Origin of the sequence: Escherichia albertii (genome assembly GCF_028622335.1) — a bacterium.
Taxonomy (GTDB): domain Bacteria; phylum Pseudomonadota; class Gammaproteobacteria; order Enterobacterales; family Enterobacteriaceae; genus Escherichia; species Escherichia albertii.
The window spans coordinates 727,743-744,628 of the sequence record NZ_CP117568.1; the positions used below are offsets into that span (position 1 = coordinate 727,743).

Below are 16,886 nucleotides of genomic sequence, written 5' to 3' on the forward strand. Positions count from 1 at the left end.
AGTCCGTATGCCTACTATTAGCTCACGATTATAGATCAACGTATTGATTTATAAGCATGGAAATCCCCTGAGTGAAATAACAAATTGCTGTGTGTAGTCTTTGCCCATCTCCCACGATGGGCTTTTTTTTAACATTTTTCCGCTCACTCATCCCGTCTCTCGTTCTCTCCAATAATGTTGCACAAGATACTGTGACTCTCTTCAAGTCGTTAGCAGGCTGATAGTGCTATTTATATTTTTATTCTTTTTTTCATGCAGCCATAACACGATGAACGCTTATGAACTCCAGGCACTACGCCATATTTTTACTATGACCATTGATGAATGCGCGACATGGATTGCCCTGACGGGTGACAGTGAAGGTTGGCAGCAGTGGGAAAATGGAAAAACAGCTATTCCCGACGAAATCGTTGAAAAATTGTTGGCAATGCGTCAGCGAAGAAAAAAACACCTTCATGCCATCATAGAAAAAATAAATAACCGTATTGGGAATAACACCATGCGTTTTTTCCCTGATTTAGCTGCATTTCAACAGGTCTACCCTGAAGGTAATTTTATTGACTGGAAGATTTACCAATCCGTCGCAACCGAATTATACGCTCATGATCTGGAACGTCTTTGTTGATCCCCGGTCAAAGATGCGCTCTCACCATCTGGCCAAAATAGTGAACAGATACTGATATAACATCGCGACATTTTTACAGCAAATTTGCTAAGTGGATCTTATGAAAAATCCCTATTTCCCTACCGCGCAGGGGTTGTATTTCAATTACCTGGTGCATGGTATGGGCGTCATTTTGATGAGCCTGAATATGGCCTCGCTGGAAACGCTGTGGCATACCAATGCGGCGGGGGTTTCCGTCGTCATCTCATCACTAGGTATTGGCCGATTAAGCGTTCTGTTTCTGGCAGGATTATTATCCGATCGCTTTGGTCGTCGACCATTTATCATTCTCGGTATAAGCTGCTACCTGGCATTCTTTTTTGGTATTCTGCACGCGAATAACATCATTACCGCTTATGTTTTTGGTTTTCTGGCTGGAATGGCAAATAGTTTTCTTGATGCCGGAACCTATCCAAGCCTGATGGAGGCATTTCCTCGTTCGCCAGGCACAGCAAATATTCTAATCAAAGCGTTTGTTTCCAGTGGACAATTTTTATTACCGTTAATTATTAGCCTGTTAGTCTGGGCTGAGTTGTGGTTCGGTTGGTCATTTATGATCGCCGCAGGCATTATGATCATTAATGCTCTCTTTTTATGTCGCTGTACCTTTCCGCCACATCCGGGACGGCAAGTCGTCACGCCAGAAAAACTCAAAACGCCTTCGGCGCATCGCTGTTCAATTATCGATCTCACCAGCTATACCTTATATGGCTATATTTCAATGGCAACATTCTATCTGATAAGCCAATGGCTGGCGCAATATGGGCAATTTGTTGCCGGAATGCCCTACACTATGTCAATAAAATTATTAAGCATTTATACGGTAGGATCGCTGCTTTGCGTATTTATCACTGCGCCACTGATACGTAAAGCCGTACGTGCTACATCCTTATTGATGCTTTATACTTTTATTTCGTTTATTGCTCTACTCATCGTCTGCCTACAACCCACATTTTATGTGGTGATCGCTTTTGCTTTCGTCATCGGTTTTACCTCCGCAGGCGGTGTTGTACAAATTGGCCTGACGTTAATGGCCGAACGTTTTCCCCACGCCAAAGGCAAAGCAACAGGGATCTATTACAGTGCGGGTAGCATTGCAACATTTACCATTCCGTTGATTACCGCGCATCTTTCAGAAAGAAGTATTGCCGATATTATGTGGTTCGATACGGCTATTGCCGCCGTCGGCTTTTTATTGGCGCTGTTTATTGGTCTGCGCAGCAGAAAAGAAGCACAACATCAGTCAGTACAGGAAAACGTTGCCACAGGTCTCTGATGCAACATTATTTTTGTTACGTGCAAGATCTTACGAGAAAAAGCAATTATTCAGTCATGCTCAGAGAGGAAAGCCCGCAAAAACAGCAAGACTCGCAATATTACGTGCAATATCCCTGGAAAGATAAACTTTATGCCATGTACCCAGAAAGAAACAACTTCAGTATATTGCTTAAGTAAACCGGCAAATGACATATGCACGGTAATAAAATATTTTCTCATTTTCAGCAAGGAGCTGTGAAAATGTCTCAAAATAAGGCTTTCAGCACGCCATTTATCCTGGCTGTTCTTTGTATCTATTTCAGCTATTTTCTACATGGCATCAGCGTTATTACGCTTGCACAAAACATGTCATCTCTGGCTGAGAAGTTTTCTACCGACAATGCTGGCATTGCCTATTTAATTTCCGGCATTGGTCTGGGTCGCCTGATAAGCATTTTATTCTTCGGCGTGATATCCGATAAATTTGGTCGGCGGACGGTAATATTAATGGCGGTGGCCATGTATATGCTGTTTTTCTTTGGTATTCCCGCCTGTCCAAATTTAACTCTCGCTTACTGCCTGGCGGTGTGCGTCGGTATCGCCAACTCAGCTCTTGATACTGGCGGTTACCCGGCTCTCATGGAGTGTTTCCCGAAAGCCTCCGGTTCGGCGGTAATTCTGGTTAAAGCAATGATCTCATTCGGTCAAATGCTCTATCCGATGCTGGTGAGCTATATGCTGTTAAATAATATCTGGTACGGCTACGGGCTAATCATTCCAGGCATTTTATTTGTCCTGATTACGCTGATGCTATTGAAAAGCAAATTCCCCAGTCAGTTGGTGGATGCCAGCGTTGCCAATGAATTGCCGCAAATGAACAGTAAACCGCTAGTCTGGCTGGAGGGGGTTTCATCTGTACTGTTCGGCGTTGCCGCATTCTCAACCTTTTATGTGATAGTGGTGTGGATGCCAAAATATGCGATGGCGTTTGCCGGTATGTCCGAAGCCGAGGCTTTAAAAACCATTTCTTATTACAGTATGGGTTCACTGGTCTGCGTCTTTATTTTCGCCGCATTACTGAAAAAAATGGTCCGACCTATCTGGGCTAATGTTTTTAACTCTGCACTGGCAACGGTAACAGCCGCCATTATTTATCTGTACCCTTCTCCGCTGGTCTGTAATGCCGGCGCCTTTGTTATCGGTTTCTCTGCTGCTGGCGGCATTTTACAACTTGGCGTGTCGGTCATGTCGGAGTTTTTCCCCAAAAGCAAAGCCAAAGTTACCAGTATTTATATGATGATGGGTGGGCTGGCAAACTTTGTTATTCCGCTGATTACCGGATATCTTTCGAATATCGGCCTGCAATATATCATTGTTCTTGATTTTATTTTCGCGTTATTAGCTCTGATTACCGCGATTATTGTTTTCATTCGCTATTACCGTGTCTTTATTATTCCCGAAAAAGATTTACGGTTGGGCGAACACTATTTCCGCACCTCAGTTAAGCACCATTAAGAATAAAGGTTAAAGGAGTTAATTATGGATGTTACGGCTAAATATGAATTGATTGGCCTGATGGCTTATCCTATCCGCCACAGTTTATCGCCTGAAATGCAAAATAAAGCGTTAGAAAAAGCGGGATTACCATTTACCTATATGGCCTTCGAAGTGGATAACGACAGCTTTGCCGGTGCCATTGAAGGACTAAAAGCCTTAAAAATGCGTGGCACAGGCGTATCGATGCCAAATAAACAACTGGCTTGTGAATATGTTGATGAATTAACGCCAGCGGCAAAACTGGTAGGCGCTATCAATACCATCGTCAATGATGATGGTTACCTGCGTGGCTATAACACCGATGGTACAGGCCATATTCGCGCCATTAAAGAGAGCGGTTTTGATATCACAGGCAAAACGATGGTCCTGTTAGGCGCTGGCGGCGCATCAACAGCGATTGGCGCCCAAGGGGCGATTGAAGGTTTAAAAGAAATTAAACTCTTCAACCGCAAAGATGAGTTTTTTGATAAAGCCCTCGCCTTCGCTCAGCGGGTCAACGAAAACACCGATTGTGTCGTCACGGTCACGGATCTCGCCGATCAGCAAGCCTTTGCTGAAGCTCTGGCTTCCGCCGATATTTTAACCAACGGCACCAAAGTGGGAATGAAACCGCTTGAAAATGAATCATTAATCAATGATATCAGTCTATTACATCCCGGACTTTTGGTCACAGAATGTGTCTACAATCCGCATATGACGAAGTTATTGCAACAGGCGCAACAAGCCGGTTGCAAAACGATTGATGGATACGGCATGTTGTTGTGGCAAGGGGCTGAACAGTTCAAGTTATGGACTGGTAAAGATTTCCCTCTGGAATACGTTAAACAGGTCATGGGGTTCGGCGCCTGACAGGCTGACCGCGTGCAGAAAGGGTAAAAAATGAAAACCGTAACCGTAAAAGATCTCGTCATTGGCGCGGGCGCACCAAAGATTATCGTGTCGCTGATGGCGAAAGATATCGCCAGCGTGAAATCAGAAGCTCTCGCCTATCGCGAAGCGGACTTTGATATTCTCGAATGGCGCGTTGACCACTTTGCCGACCTCTCCAGTATGGAGTCTGTCATGGCAGCGGCCAGGATCCTCCGTGAAGTCATGCCGGAAAAACCACTGCTGTTTACCTTCCGCAGCGCCAAAGAAGGCGGTGAACAGGCTCTTTCCACTGAGGCTTATATTGCGCTCAATCGCGCCGCCATCGACAGTGGTCTGGTCGATATGATCGATCTGGAATTATTTACCGGTGATGCACAGGTTAAAGAAACTGTCGCCTACGCCCACGAGCATGATGTGAAAGTTGTAATGTCCAACCATGACTTCCATAAAACGCCGGAAGCCGAAGAAATCATTGCCCGCCTGCGCAAAATGCAGTCCTTCAATGCCGATATTCCTAAAATTGCGCTGATGCCGCAAAACACCAGCGATGTGCTGACTTTGCTTGCCGCAACCCTGGAGATGCACGAACAGTATGCCGATCGCCCGATCATCACCATGTCGATGGCAAAGACTGGCGTCATTTCCCGTCTGGCAGGTGAAGTATTTGGTTCAGCGGCAACCTTTGGCGCAGTAAAAAAAGCCTCTGCCCCCGGGCAAATATCGGTTAATGATTTACGCACAGTATTAAGTATTTTGCACCAGGCATAATAAATAATCGCCGGCGGGAATAATAACTCCCGCCGAATAAAGACACTATTTTTCAAGAGTATTTAACAAAAATATTCTGTGGGTATCTGTGCGCTATTTTTATCATGCGCAGGCAAATTCACACCTGAATCAGGAAAAAACAATGAAACCTGTAAAACCACCACGTATTAATGGGCGTGTACCGGTCCTGTCAGCACAGGAAGCGGTAAATTATATTCCCGACGAAGCAACGCTTTGTGTATTAGGCGCAGGCGGCGGTATTCTGGAAGCCACAACATTAATTACCGCCCTTGCCGAGAAATATAAACAAACACAGACGCCACGTAATTTATCAATTATTAGCCCCACAGGGCTTGGCGATCGCGCCGACCGTGGTATTAGTCCGCTGGCGCAAGAGGGTCTGGTAAAATGGGCATTATGCGGACACTGGGGACAATCACCGCGTATTTCTGATCTTGCAGAACAAAATAAAATTGCCGCTTATAACTATCCGCAAGGCGTGCTTACTCAAACACTGCGTGCCGCCGCAGCCCACCAGCCAGGAATTATTAGCGATATTGGCATCGGGACATTTGTCGACCCACGCCAACAAGGCGGCAAATTGAATGATGTGACCAAAGAAGACCTGATTAAACTGGTCGAATTCGATAATAAAGAATATCTCTATTACAAAGCGATAGCCCCGGATATTGCTTTTATTCGCGCCACCACCTGCGATAGTGAAGGCTACGCCTCATTTGAAGACGAAGTCATGTATCTCGACGCACTGGTGATTGCCCAGGCGGTGCATAATAACGGCGGTATCGTGATGATGCAGGTGCAAAAAATGGTTAAGAAAGCCACATTGCATCCAAAAGCGGTCCGTATTCCGGGGTATTTGGTAGATATTGTGGTCGTCGACCCCGAGCAAACTCAGCTATATGGCGGTGCGCCGGTCAATCGCTTTATTTCCGGCGATTTCACGCTCGATGACAGCACCAAACTGACCCTCCCCCTCAACCAGCGTAAACTGGTTGCGCGGCGGGCGTTATACGAAATGCGCACAGGCGCAGTTGGTAATGTCGGCGTAGGCATTGCCGACGGCATTGGTCTGGTCGCCCGGGAAGAAGGTTGTGCTGATGACTTTATTCTGACAGTCGAAACCGGTCCGATTGGCGGCATTACCTCACAAGGAATTGCATTTGGCGCAAACGTTAATACCCGCGCCATTCTGGACATGACGTCCCAGTTCGATTTTTACCACGGCGGTGGTCTGGATGTTTGTTATTTAAGTTTTGCCGAAGTCGATCAGCACGGTAACGTTGGCGTGCATAAATTCAATGGCAAAATTATGGGCACTGGTGGATTTATTGATATCAGCGCCACCTCGAAGAAAATTATTTTCTGCGGCACTTTAACCGCAGGCAGTTTAAAAACGGAAATTACCGACGGTAAATTAAACATTGTCCAGGAAGGACGAGTGAAGAAATTTATCCGTGAACTACCGGAAATCACTTTCAGCGGAAAAATCGCTCTCGAACGGGGACTGGATGTTCGTTATATCACTGAGCGCGCCGTATTTACGCTGAAAGAAGACGGCCTGCATTTAATCGAAATTGCTCCCGGCGTTGATTTGCAAAAAGATATTCTCGACAGAATGGATTTCACCCCAGTTATTTCGCCTGAGCTTAAGCTGATGGACGAAAGGTTATTTATCGATGCGGCGATGGGTTTTGTCCTGCCTGAAGCGGCTCATTAACAGGAGTATAATAATGGATTTTTCTTTAACTGAAGAACAAGAACTACTGCTGGCCAGTATTCGCGATCTGATTACAACCAACTTCCCGGAAGAATATTTTCGTACCTGCGATCAAAACGGTACGTATCCGCGTGAATTTATGCAAGCGCTGGCAGAAAACGGCATTTCCATGCTTGGTGTACCAGAAGAATTCGGTGGCATCCCAGCTGATTATGTCACCCAAATGCTGGCATTGATGGAAGTATCCAAATGCGGCGCTCCAGCGTTTTTAATTACTAATGGTCAATGTATTCACAGCATGCGACGCTTCGGTTCTGCGGAGCAGCTACGTAAAACAGCAGAAAGTACCCTGGAAACGGGGGATCCCGCCTATGCCCTGGCGTTGACGGAACCAGGCGCTGGCTCAGACAACAACAGCGCCACCACCACGTACACACGTAAAAACGGCAAGGTTTACATCAACGGACAGAAAACCTTTATTACCGGCGCGAAAGAGTACCCGTATATGCTGGTACTGGCCCGTGATCCAGAACCTAAAGACCCGAAAAAAGCCTTCACATTGTGGTGGGTCGAGTCCAGCAAACCCGGCATCAAGATCAACCCGTTGCATAAAATTGGCTGGCATATGCTGAGCACCTGCGAAGTCTATCTCGACAACGTTGAAGTTGATGAGAGTGACATGGTTGGCGAAGAAGGTATGGGTTTCCTCAACGTGATGTACAACTTTGAGATGGAACGTCTGATCAACGCCGCCCGCAGCACCGGCTTTGCCGAATGCGCATTTGAAGATGCCGCCCGTTATGCTAATCAGCGTATCGCGTTTGGTAAACCGATTGGTCATAACCAGATGATCCAGGAGAAACTGGCGTTAATGGCGATAAAAATCGACAACATGCGCAATATGGTACTGAAAGTCGCCTGGCAAGCTGACCAGCATCAATCACTGCGCACCAGCGCGGCACTGGCAAAACTGTACTGCGCCCGCACAGCGCTGGAAGTCATTGATGATGCAATTCAAATCATGGGCGGTCTGGGTTATACCGATGAGGCGCGCGTCTCCCGCTTCTGGCGCGATGTCCGCTGTGAACGCATCGGCGGCGGTACTGACGAAATAATGATTTATGTTGCGGGCCGACAAATCCTGAAAGATTACCAGAATAAATAATCTTCAGGCGGCGCAGCTTCGAACCCAAACTGCGCCGCCTGATTTATCCGACAAGACTGACAGGTTGAGGAAATTCAGACAAAATCGCTTGTTCAGCAAAACAGTTTTTAAATTGTCTGCGGTAATCACTGGGCGAGCAGCCTACGTGGCGCAAAAACAGTTTGGCAAAATGGTCAACATTTTCATAACCCACGAGCCATGAGATCTCTGCCTGTGACAAATCTGTATTGGTCAACGACCATTTCGCTTCCGTCATGCGTCGTTGAATTACATAGTTAATGGGAGAAATACGATACTCTTTGGTAAACTCATGACAAATATAGCTGACGCTAGCGCGGAATTTTTTCGATAACTGCTCTAAGGTGATTTTTTCGCGATAATTATTATTAAGATAAAAAAGAACATCTTTTATCAGAATATCTTTTTTAATATATCCCTGTTCCGAACGATAGGCATTTTTAAAGTTCTCATAATAAAGAATCGCTAATGTATACGCAAAAGCGTCCCACGTTGAAGATGTCTGGCCGCTTTTACTTTGCGGCAATATAACGCTTAACTCATTAAAAAGAGTTTTGATGACCTCTTTTCCCTGCCCTGCGGCAATCACCGGACAGGAGTGGGGTTGCAGTAACTGATTTTCCTCTGCGCCCTGAAACTGAAAACCGTACAGCGCACAGGTACAGGTCGTCGCCGGGTCATTAACGTCAGAAGCCACCGCATGTAGCCTGCCGCATTCTATTACCACAATGTCATCGGCATGGGCGACATATAATGAAGAGTCAATGGTAAACCTTGCCACTCCCTTTTTGACGTAAATTAGCTCGGTTTCATTATCATGAACGTGGTGCCCCGACTCCCATTTGGGATCATCACTAAAGGCAAAGCGTGAAAGTCGTGGCGTTTTACCGGGCACAAACAGTGTTTCGCTGGCATTATCAAAACGGTGTTGATACATGACAACCTCCCTATTCCATGAGCAAGCAAAAACAATATATGCAGGATAAAATACGGCGTGTACGGCGGTTATACAACTGCGTTTAGCGAGAGCTAAACAAGATTATTTACAGTGAATGCAAGATAGTACGTCCAGCACAGAATAATATTTCTGTATATTTCGCTTTTGTTTTCACGATCGCATTTTTTTTGCAAGATTGTTGGCAAGGAAAACAGCTTGCTCCGTCGAAAACCCCTTCCTGCTATCGCACACTATTTTCAGGCCATTTTTACCTTCCATCGGAGATGGTTCCGTATGCGACTCACAGGAGAAATCATGAAAATAATAACCTGCTTTAAGCTGGTGCCTGAAGAACAGGACATTGTGGTCACTCCCGACTACACCCTTAATTTCGACAATACCGACGCCAAAATCAGCCAGTTTGATCTCAATGCCATTGAAGCCGCCAACCTGCTCGCAGGCGATGGCGATGAGATTGTCGCGCTGACCGTCGGCGGTTCATTGTTGCAAAACTCAAAAGTACGCAAAGACGTGTTATCTCGTGGGCCACACAGCCTGTATATGGTGCAGGACGCCCAGCTTGAGCACGCGCTCCCCGTCGATACCGCAAAGGCACTGGCAGCGGCAGCAGAAAAGATCGGTTTCGATTTACTGATCTTTGGTGAAGGTTCCGGCGATCTCTATGCCCAGCAGGTCGGCCTGCTGGTGGGAGAAATGTTGCAACTCCCTGTGATCAATGCGGTGAGTGCTATTCAGCGTCAGGGGAATACGCTGGTGGTTGAACGCACTCTTGAAGATGAAGTTGAAGTGATTGAACTCTCTGTTCCTGCCGTGCTCTGCGTCACATCAGATATTAACGTGCCACGTATTCCATCGATGAAAGCCATTCTCGGCGCGGGTAAAAAACCGGTGAACCAGTGGCAGGCGAGTGATATTGGCTGGAGCCAGAGCGCGCCACTTGCCGAATTAACCGGCATTCGCGTACCGCCGCAAACCGAACGCAAACACATCATTTTCGAAAACGATTCGCCGGAAGCCATTGCCGAGCTGGCGGAACATCTGAAAAAAGCCCTGAACTAAAGCCAACGGAGATTACACAATGAGCAAATTAACCAACGTCTGGGTCTTTAGCGATAACCCTGAACGTTATGCCGAACTGTTTGGCGGTGCGCAACAATGGGGTCAACAGGTATATGCCATTGTACAAAATGCCGACCAGGCGCAGGCGGTTATGCCATATGGTCCTCTCGGCATTTATGTGCTGGAGCAAAATTCATCACTGCAACGCATTGAAAATTACGCTGAAAGCATCGCCTCCCTGCTTAAAGATAAAGCTCCCTCAATGTTACTCATATCCGCCACTAAACGCGGTAAAGCTCTGGCGGCGCGGTTGAGCGTGCAACTGAATGCAGCCCTGGTAAACGATGCTACAGAAGTTGACGTGGTTGATAACCACGTTTGTGCTGAACACCGTATGTATGGCGGACTGGCATTTGCCCAGGAAAAAATCAACAGTCCATTGGCAATAATCACCCTTGCACCCGGTGTCCAGGAACCATGCGCCCATGACGCCTCTCATCAGTGTCCGATTGAAACTGTGCCTTACGTTGCCCCGCGTCATGAAATTCTCTGCCGCGAACGCCGTGCGAAAGCGGCAAGCAGCGTGGACCTGAGTAAAGCAAAACGCGTGGTCGGTGTCGGTCGTGGTCTGGCAGCACAGGATGATCTGAAAATGGTCCACGAACTGGCAGCGGCGCTGAATGCTGAAGTCGGCTGTTCACGTCCAATTGCTGAAGGCGAGAACTGGATGGAGCGCGAACGCTACATTGGTGTTTCCGGCGTGCTGCTGAAATCCGATCTCTACCTGACGTTGGGGATTTCCGGGCAGATCCAGCATATGGTCGGCGGCAACGGCGCGAAAGTGATTGTTGCCATCAATAAAGATAAAAACGCGCCAATCTTCAACTATGCCGACTACGGTCTGGTTGGCGATATCTACAAAGTGGTCCCTGCCCTGATTAACCAGTTGGGCCACTAATCCCCTTTTCAACCACATCTCCCGCTGTTTACGCAGCGGGAAGGGAGCATAACGCATGTCGGATGATAAATTTGATGCCATTGTGGTCGGTGCGGGTGTTGCGGGTACCGTTGCTGCACTGGTCATGGCGCGAGCCGGGCTGGATGTGCTGGTAATAGAACGCGGCGACAGCGCCGGATGCAAAAATATGACCGGCGGGCGACTCTATGCCCACTCGCTTGAAGCAATCATTCCAGGCTTTGCCGCATCAGCACCGATTGAACGCGAAGTCACGCGCGAGAAAATCTCCTTCTTGACTGAAGAGCGCGCCGTAACCCTCGATTTTCACCGTGAGCAACCCGATGTTGCGCAACACGTGTCTTATACCGTATTGCGCAATCGTCTCGACCCGTGGTTGATGGAACAAGCCGAACAGGCAGGCGCACAGTTTATTCCGGGCGTTCGCGTCGACGCGCTGGTTCGTGAAGGCAACAAGGTCACAGGCGTACAGGCCGGGGATGATATTCTCGAAGCAAATGTGGTAATTCTGGCTGATGGCGTCAACTCAATACTTGGTCGTTCGCTGGGAATGGTTCCCGCCTCCGATCCACATCATTACGCCGTCGGCGTTAAAGAAGTCATTGGTCTCACGCCACAGCAAATCAACGATCGTTTTAATGTTACGGACAATGAAGGTGCTGCATGGCTGTTTGCTGGTTCGCCTTCTGACGGCCTGATGGGCGGTGGATTTCTCTATACCAATCGCGACTCCGTGTCGTTGGGTCTGGTTTGTGGATTGGGCGATATCGCTCATGCGCAAAAAAGCGTACCGCAGATGCTGGAAGATTTTAAACAGCATCCCACCATTCGCCCGCTGATCAGTGGCGGGAAATTGCTTGAGTACTCCGCACATATGGTACCGGAAGGTGGTCTGGCGATGGTGCCGCAACTGGTTAACGATGGCGTAATGATCGTCGGTGACGCAGCCGGTTTCTGCCTTAACCTGGGCTTTACGGTTCGTGGAATGGATTTAGCCATCGCTTCGGCACAGGCCGCCGCCACAACGGCTATTGCCGCCAAAGAGCGTGCTGATTTCTCTGCCAACAGTCTGGCGCAATACAAACGCGAACTGGAACAAAGTTGCGTCATCCGCGATATGCAGCATTTTCGCAAGATCCCGGCGCTGATGGAAAACCCACGCCTGTTTAGCCAATACCCACGCATGGTCGCCGACATCATGAACGATATGTTCACCATTGACGGTAGGCCAAATCAGCCAGTACGCAAAATGATACTCGGACACGCGAAGAAAATCGGCCTGATCAACCTGCTGAAAGATGGCATTAAGGGAGCAACCGCGCTATGAGTCAGAACGCTACAGTAAACGTTGACGTTAAATTAGGCGTTAACAAATTCCATGTTGATGAGGGGAATCCGCACATCATCCTGGCAGCAAATCCTGATATCAATGAATTTCGTAAATTAATGAAAGCCTGCCCTGCGGGACTTTATAAACAGGATGAAGCCGGAAATATCCATTTTGATTCCGCTGGCTGTCTGGAATGCGGCACCTGCAGGGTGCTGTGCGGCAACACCATTCTCGAACAGTGGCAATACCCCGCAGGTACCTTCGGTATTGATTTCCGTTACGGCTAATTACGCCTCCCACAGGCCCGGACATCGGGCCTGACGTTCAGTTTCGGGAATGACAAATGAAAGTGACATTAACATTTAACGCGCAACGTCGTGCAGCATATCGTCAGCAAGGATTATGGGGCGATGCTTCGTTGGCGGATTACTGGCACCAGACCGTACGGGCAATGCCGGACAAAATAGCTGTGGTCGATAATCATGGTGCATCGTACACCTATAGCTCGCTCGATCATGCCGCGAGCTGTCTGGCAAGCTGGATGCTGGAGAACGGTATTGAATCCGGCGATCGCGTCGCTTTTCAACTGCCCGGCTGGTGTGAATTTACCGTTATCTATCTCGCCTGCCTGAAAACTGGTGCGGTCTCCGTGCCGCTATTGCCTTCCTGGCGAGAAGCGGAACTGATCTGGGTGCTCAATAAGTGCCAGGCGAAAATGTTCTTTGCGCCAACGTTATTTAAACAAACACGTCCGGTAGATTTAATCCTGCCGCTGCAAAATCAGCTACCACAACTGCAACAAATTGTCGCTGTAGACAAACTGGCTCCCGCCACCTCTTCTCTCTCGTTAAGTCAGATTATTACCGACAACGCTCCGCTGAGTACGGCAATATCAAGCCACGGAGATGAATTAGCGGCGGTACTATTTACCTCCGGGACAGAAGGTATGCCGAAGGGCGTAATGCTGACGCATAACAATATCCTGGCCAGCGAGCGAGCTTATTGCGCACGGCTAAATCTGACCTGGCTGGATGTTTTTATGATGCCCGCGCCACTCGGTCACGCGACAGGTTTTCTGCATGGCGTAACGGCGCCATTTTTACTTGGCGCACAGAGCGTGTTGTTAGATATCTTCACGCCTGAAGTCTGTCTCTCGCTACTTGAGCAACAGCGTTGTACCTGTATGCTTGGCGCAACGCCGTTCGTGTATGATCTACTGAATTTGCTGAAAAAACACCCCACAGACCTTTCTGCTCTACGCTTCTTCCTTTGCGGCGGGACCACGATCCCCCAAAAAGTGATGCGTGAATGCCAACAACGCGGCATCAAACTGTTAAGCGTTTATGGCTCAACAGAAAGTTCGCCACATGCGGTAGTGAATCTCGATGATCCGTTGTCACGCTTTATGCATACCGATGGTTACGCGGCTGCTGGCGTGGAGATCAAAGTGGTCGACGATGAACGTAAGACCTTACCGCCAGGTTGTGAAGGCGAAGAGGCTTCGCGCGGCCCGAATGTGTTTATGGGCTATCTCGATGAACCAGAATTAACTGCCCATACGCTGGATAATGATGGCTGGTATTACAGTGGCGATCTCTGCCGCATGGATGAGGCGGGCTATATCAAAATAACCGGGCGCAAAAAAGATATTATTGTTCGCGGCGGAGAAAATATTAGCAGTCGTGAAGTAGAAGATATTTTATTGCAGCACCCTAAAATTCATGATGCCTGTGTGGTGGCAATGCCCGATGAACGGTTAGGCGAGCGATCGTGTGCCTACATCGTGCTGAAATCGCCACATCATTCATTATCGCTGGAAGAAGTTGTGGCTTTTTTTAGCCGTAAACGGGTAGCGAAATATAAATATCCTGAACATATTGTGATAATCGAAAAACTGCCGCGCACAGCATCCGGTAAAATACAAAAATTTCTGTTAAGGAAAGATATTATTCGCCGATTAACTCAGGATTATTGTGAGTCTACTGAATAAGCCGCTATAAAAAATAGCGTAACCCCGGCGACTGAGCGCCGCCGGGGTTTTATTTTACTTCTTCAATTCAGCCAGACTCAGCCAGGTTTGTACCACGGTATCCGGGTTCAGAGACAAGCTATCGATTCCCTCTTCCATCAGCCAGGCGGCAAAGTCTTCATGGTCAGACGGTCCCTGACCACAAATACCGACATATTTACCCTGTTTCTTAGCGGTGCGGATCGCCATTGATAGCAGTGCTTTCACGGCATCGTTACGCTCATCGAACAGTTCAGACACCACGCCAGAGTCACGATCCAGACCGAGCGTCAACTGCGTCATGTCGTTAGAGCCGATTGAGAAACCGTCGAAGTATTCGAGGAACTGTTCAGCCAGTAAAGCGTTGGACGGGATCTCACACATCATGATGATTTTCAGTCCATTTTCACCACGTTTCAAGCCCTGACGCGCCAGCTCTTCAACCACAGCTTTCGCCTGGTCAACAGTACGCACGAACGGGATCATGATTTCAACGTTGGTCAGCCCCATGTCGTTGCGCACGCGTTTCACTGCTTCACACTCCAGCGCGAAGCAATCGCGGAAGCTGTCAGAAACGTAACGCCCAGCGCCACGGAAACCCAGCATCGGGTTTTCTTCATCCGGTTCGTAACGCTCGCCGCCGACGAGGTTGGCGTATTCATTAGATTTAAAGTCAGAGAGACGAACAATGACGCGCTTCGGATAAAACGCCGCCCCCAGCGTCGCGATCCCTTCCGTCAGACGGCCTACATAAAACTCACGCGGAGAATCGAAACCTTTCATCATCTGGCGAATTTCGTTTTGCAACTGCGGTTCCTGATCGTCGAACTCAAGTAATGCACGCGGGTGGACGCCAATCATGCGGTTGATGATAAATTCCAGACGTGCCAGCCCCACGCCTTCGTTCGGCAGGCAGGCGAAGTCGAAAGCACGGTCCGGGTTACCGACGTTCATCATCACTTTCAGCGGCAGATCCGGCATGGTTTCCACGCTGGAGCTTTTCACGCTGAACTCCAGCAACTCAGCATAAACATAGCCAGTATCACCTTCGGCACAAGAAACGGTGACGTTCTCACCGTCTTTCATCCGTTCGGTCGCATCACCACAGCCAACCACCGCCGGAATACCCAGTTCACGCGCGATGATCGCCGCGTGACAGGTACGACCGCCACGATTGGTGACGATGGCAGATGCTTTCTTCATGATCGGTTCCCAATCCGGGTCGGTCATGTCAGTAACCAGCACGTCTCCTGGTTCAATGCGGTTCATTTCGCTGATGTCATGGATGACTTTCACCGGACCCGCGCCAATGCGATGACCGATAGCGCGACCTTCAGCGATAATCTTACCCTGTGAATGCAGGGTATAACGTTCCATGACCTGGCCGCGTGAACGCACGGTTTCCGGGCGCGCCTGAACAATAAACAGTTTGCCGGTATGACCATCTTTCGCCCACTCAATATCCATCGGACGACCGTAGTGTTTCTCAATTTGTACGGCCTGTTTTGCCAGCTCCTGCACTTCATCGTTGGTCAGTGAGAAGATATCGCGCTGTTCCTGCGGTACGTCTTCGATTTTAACTTGCTTGCCATGTTCCTGGGTCGGCGCATATACCATACGGATTTTTTTCGATCCCATGGTGCGACGCACGATAGCCGGGCGATTCGCCGCCAGCGTCGGTTTATGGACGTAGAATTCATCCGGGTTAACAGCCCCCTGCACCACCATTTCACCAAGCCCCCATGCGGAAGTGATAAACACCACCTGGTCGAAGCCGGATTCGGTATCAATGGAGAACATCACGCCAGAAGACGCAAGATCGGAACGTACCATCCGCTGAACACCCGCAGAGAGCGCCACGCCGCGATGGTCGTAACCCTGGTGAACGCGATAAGAGATGGCGCGATCGTTAAACAGCGAAGCAAAGACGTGTTTCACCGCCACGAGAACAGCATCAAAACCCTGCACGTTGAGGAAGGTTTCCTGCTGACCGGCAAAGGAGGCGTCCGGCATGTCTTCCGCAGTGGCAGAGGACCGCACCGCAAAAGAGGCGTTTTCGTCATCAGCGGAAAGTTGTGCATAGGCTTCGCGGATGGCATTTTCCAGCTCAGGCTGGAAGGGAGTGTCGATAATCCACTGGCGGATTTGCGCCCCCGCTTTCGCAAGCTGGGTTACATCGTCAATATCCGTTTTATCCAGCAGTTCATAAATGCGCTGGTTTACGCCGCTTTGATCCAGAAACTGGTTGAATGCATCGGCGGTTGTGGCAAAACCATTCGGAACGGAAACGCCCATCCCGGAAAGGTTAGTAATCATTTCACCCAGGGAGGCATTTTTGCCTCCAACCCTGTCTACATCATTCATGCCGAGTTGGTTATACCAAAGCACCAGCGGTGACGAGCCATTGTTGGACATCGAACAATCCTTTTGTGATAAATGAACGGTTTGAGAAACACATTTCTGCGCATTTATCCTGGCATATTTAATCCGCTGAAAAAAACGGTGAATCGTTCAAGCA

The 16,886-nt window shown here is 48.6% G+C and carries 13 protein-coding genes, 1 other RNA gene and 1 pseudogene; 13 read left to right on the plus strand and 2 right to left on the minus strand.

What is annotated here, in order from left to right; translation table 11 throughout:
• Window positions 1-24: 24 nt before the first annotated feature.
• The 8 genes and pseudogenes from rprA to PS053_RS03520 all read left to right on the plus strand — a co-directional run bounded on the left by rprA (window position 25) and on the right by PS053_RS03520 (window position 8,019).
• Window positions 25-132: antisense sRNA RprA (gene rprA, locus PS053_RS03485), an RNA gene on the plus strand.
• 136 nt (window positions 133-268) lie between these two features.
• Window positions 269-625: a YdiL family protein gene (locus tag PS053_RS03490; RefSeq protein ID WP_059218829.1), complete on the plus strand. Its 357-nt coding sequence runs from the start codon at window positions 269-271 to the stop codon at window positions 623-625.
• Between the two features lie 100 nt (window positions 626-725).
• The gene (locus PS053_RS03495; protein WP_059253418.1) at window positions 726-1,940 is read left to right on the plus strand and encodes an MFS transporter; all 1,215 of its coding nucleotides are present in this window, start codon (window positions 726-728) and stop codon (window positions 1,938-1,940) included.
• 242 nt (window positions 1,941-2,182) lie between these two features.
• Window positions 2,183-3,449 (plus strand): annotated as a pseudogene (locus tag PS053_RS03500) (MFS transporter).
• Window positions 3,450-3,460: 11 nt separating this feature from the next.
• Window positions 3,461-4,327 (plus strand): quinate/shikimate dehydrogenase, encoded by an 867-nt coding sequence (gene ydiB, locus PS053_RS03505; protein WP_000383451.1) that lies wholly within the window; start codon window positions 3,461-3,463, stop codon window positions 4,325-4,327.
• Between the two features lie 30 nt (window positions 4,328-4,357).
• Window positions 4,358-5,116 (plus strand): type I 3-dehydroquinate dehydratase, encoded by a 759-nt coding sequence (gene aroD / locus PS053_RS03510; protein WP_000860168.1) that lies wholly within the window; start codon window positions 4,358-4,360, stop codon window positions 5,114-5,116.
• A 142-nt stretch (window positions 5,117-5,258) separates the two neighbouring features.
• Window positions 5,259-6,854 (plus strand): acyl CoA:acetate/3-ketoacid CoA transferase, encoded by a 1,596-nt coding sequence (locus PS053_RS03515; protein ID WP_000805712.1) that lies wholly within the window; start codon window positions 5,259-5,261, stop codon window positions 6,852-6,854.
• Window positions 6,855-6,867: 13 nt separating this feature from the next.
• Window positions 6,868-8,019 carry an acyl-CoA dehydrogenase gene (locus PS053_RS03520; RefSeq protein ID WP_000347813.1) on the plus strand — a complete coding sequence of 384 codons (1,152 nt, stop codon included), beginning with the start codon at window positions 6,868-6,870 and terminating at the stop codon, window positions 8,017-8,019.
• A gap of 43 nt (window positions 8,020-8,062) precedes the next feature.
• On the opposite strand, the gene PS053_RS03525 is transcribed toward PS053_RS03520, so the two are convergent.
• On the minus strand, window positions 8,063-8,974 hold the full coding sequence (locus PS053_RS03525) for an AraC family transcriptional regulator (RefSeq protein ID WP_000284321.1): 912 nt from the start codon (window positions 8,972-8,974) through the stop codon (window positions 8,063-8,065).
• Between the two features lie 315 nt (window positions 8,975-9,289).
• Between PS053_RS03525 and PS053_RS03530 the strand changes: the two genes are divergently transcribed.
• Genes PS053_RS03530 through fadK form a run of 5 tightly spaced genes read left to right on the plus strand, consistent with a single transcriptional unit; the run spans window position 9,290 to window position 14,350 of the window.
• Window positions 9,290-10,054, plus strand: a complete 765-nt coding sequence (locus PS053_RS03530; RefSeq protein WP_000692108.1) for an electron transfer flavoprotein — start codon at window positions 9,290-9,292, stop codon at window positions 10,052-10,054.
• A 19-nt stretch (window positions 10,055-10,073) separates the two neighbouring features.
• A complete protein-coding gene (locus tag PS053_RS03535; protein WP_000041111.1) occupies window positions 10,074-11,012 on the plus strand; it encodes an electron transfer flavoprotein subunit alpha in 939 nt (312 codons plus the stop codon).
• Window positions 11,013-11,067: 55 nt separating this feature from the next.
• A complete protein-coding gene (locus PS053_RS03540) occupies window positions 11,068-12,357 on the plus strand; it encodes an FAD-dependent oxidoreductase (protein ID WP_059218833.1) in 1,290 nt (429 codons plus the stop codon).
• Complete coding sequence (locus tag PS053_RS03545) at window positions 12,354-12,647, plus strand: ferredoxin family protein (protein ID WP_000081087.1); 294 nt, start codon at window positions 12,354-12,356, stop codon at window positions 12,645-12,647. The genes PS053_RS03540 and PS053_RS03545 overlap by 4 nt, the downstream gene beginning before the upstream one ends.
• Before the next feature lie 56 nt (window positions 12,648-12,703).
• Window positions 12,704-14,350, plus strand: coding sequence for a medium-chain fatty-acid--CoA ligase (gene fadK, locus PS053_RS03550; RefSeq protein WP_256878956.1), 1,647 nt, complete (start codon window positions 12,704-12,706; stop codon window positions 14,348-14,350).
• A 54-nt stretch (window positions 14,351-14,404) separates the two neighbouring features.
• Here the strand turns inward: fadK and ppsA are convergent, their stop codons facing one another.
• Window positions 14,405-16,783: a phosphoenolpyruvate synthase gene (gene ppsA, locus PS053_RS03555; RefSeq protein WP_025238934.1), complete on the minus strand. Its 2,379-nt coding sequence runs from the start codon at window positions 16,781-16,783 to the stop codon at window positions 14,405-14,407.
• Window positions 16,784-16,886 lie beyond the last annotated feature (103 nt).

What these genes read in the sequence shown, in the direction of transcription:
- PS053_RS03490 (WP_059218829.1), top strand. Translation starts at nt 269, where the DNA reads ATGAACGCTTATGAACTCCAGGCACTACGCCATATTTTTACTATGACC.
- PS053_RS03495 (WP_059253418.1), top strand. Translation starts at nt 726, where the DNA reads ATGAAAAATCCCTATTTCCCTACCGCGCAGGGGTTGTATTTCAATTAC.
- ydiB (WP_000383451.1), top strand. Translation starts at nt 3,461, where the DNA reads ATGGATGTTACGGCTAAATATGAATTGATTGGCCTGATGGCTTATCCT.
- aroD (WP_000860168.1), top strand. Translation starts at nt 4,358, where the DNA reads ATGAAAACCGTAACCGTAAAAGATCTCGTCATTGGCGCGGGCGCACCA.
- PS053_RS03515 (WP_000805712.1), top strand. Translation starts at nt 5,259, where the DNA reads ATGAAACCTGTAAAACCACCACGTATTAATGGGCGTGTACCGGTCCTG.
- PS053_RS03520 (WP_000347813.1), top strand. Translation starts at nt 6,868, where the DNA reads ATGGATTTTTCTTTAACTGAAGAACAAGAACTACTGCTGGCCAGTATT.
- PS053_RS03525 (WP_000284321.1), bottom strand. Translation starts at nt 8,974, where the DNA reads ATGTATCAACACCGTTTTGATAATGCCAGCGAAACACTGTTTGTGCCC.
- PS053_RS03530 (WP_000692108.1), top strand. Translation starts at nt 9,290, where the DNA reads ATGAAAATAATAACCTGCTTTAAGCTGGTGCCTGAAGAACAGGACATT.
- PS053_RS03535 (WP_000041111.1), top strand. Translation starts at nt 10,074, where the DNA reads ATGAGCAAATTAACCAACGTCTGGGTCTTTAGCGATAACCCTGAACGT.
- PS053_RS03540 (WP_059218833.1), top strand. Translation starts at nt 11,068, where the DNA reads ATGTCGGATGATAAATTTGATGCCATTGTGGTCGGTGCGGGTGTTGCG.
- PS053_RS03545 (WP_000081087.1), top strand. Translation starts at nt 12,354, where the DNA reads ATGAGTCAGAACGCTACAGTAAACGTTGACGTTAAATTAGGCGTTAAC.
- fadK (WP_256878956.1), top strand. Translation starts at nt 12,704, where the DNA reads ATGAAAGTGACATTAACATTTAACGCGCAACGTCGTGCAGCATATCGT.
- ppsA (WP_025238934.1), bottom strand. Translation starts at nt 16,783, where the DNA reads ATGTCCAACAATGGCTCGTCACCGCTGGTGCTTTGGTATAACCAACTC.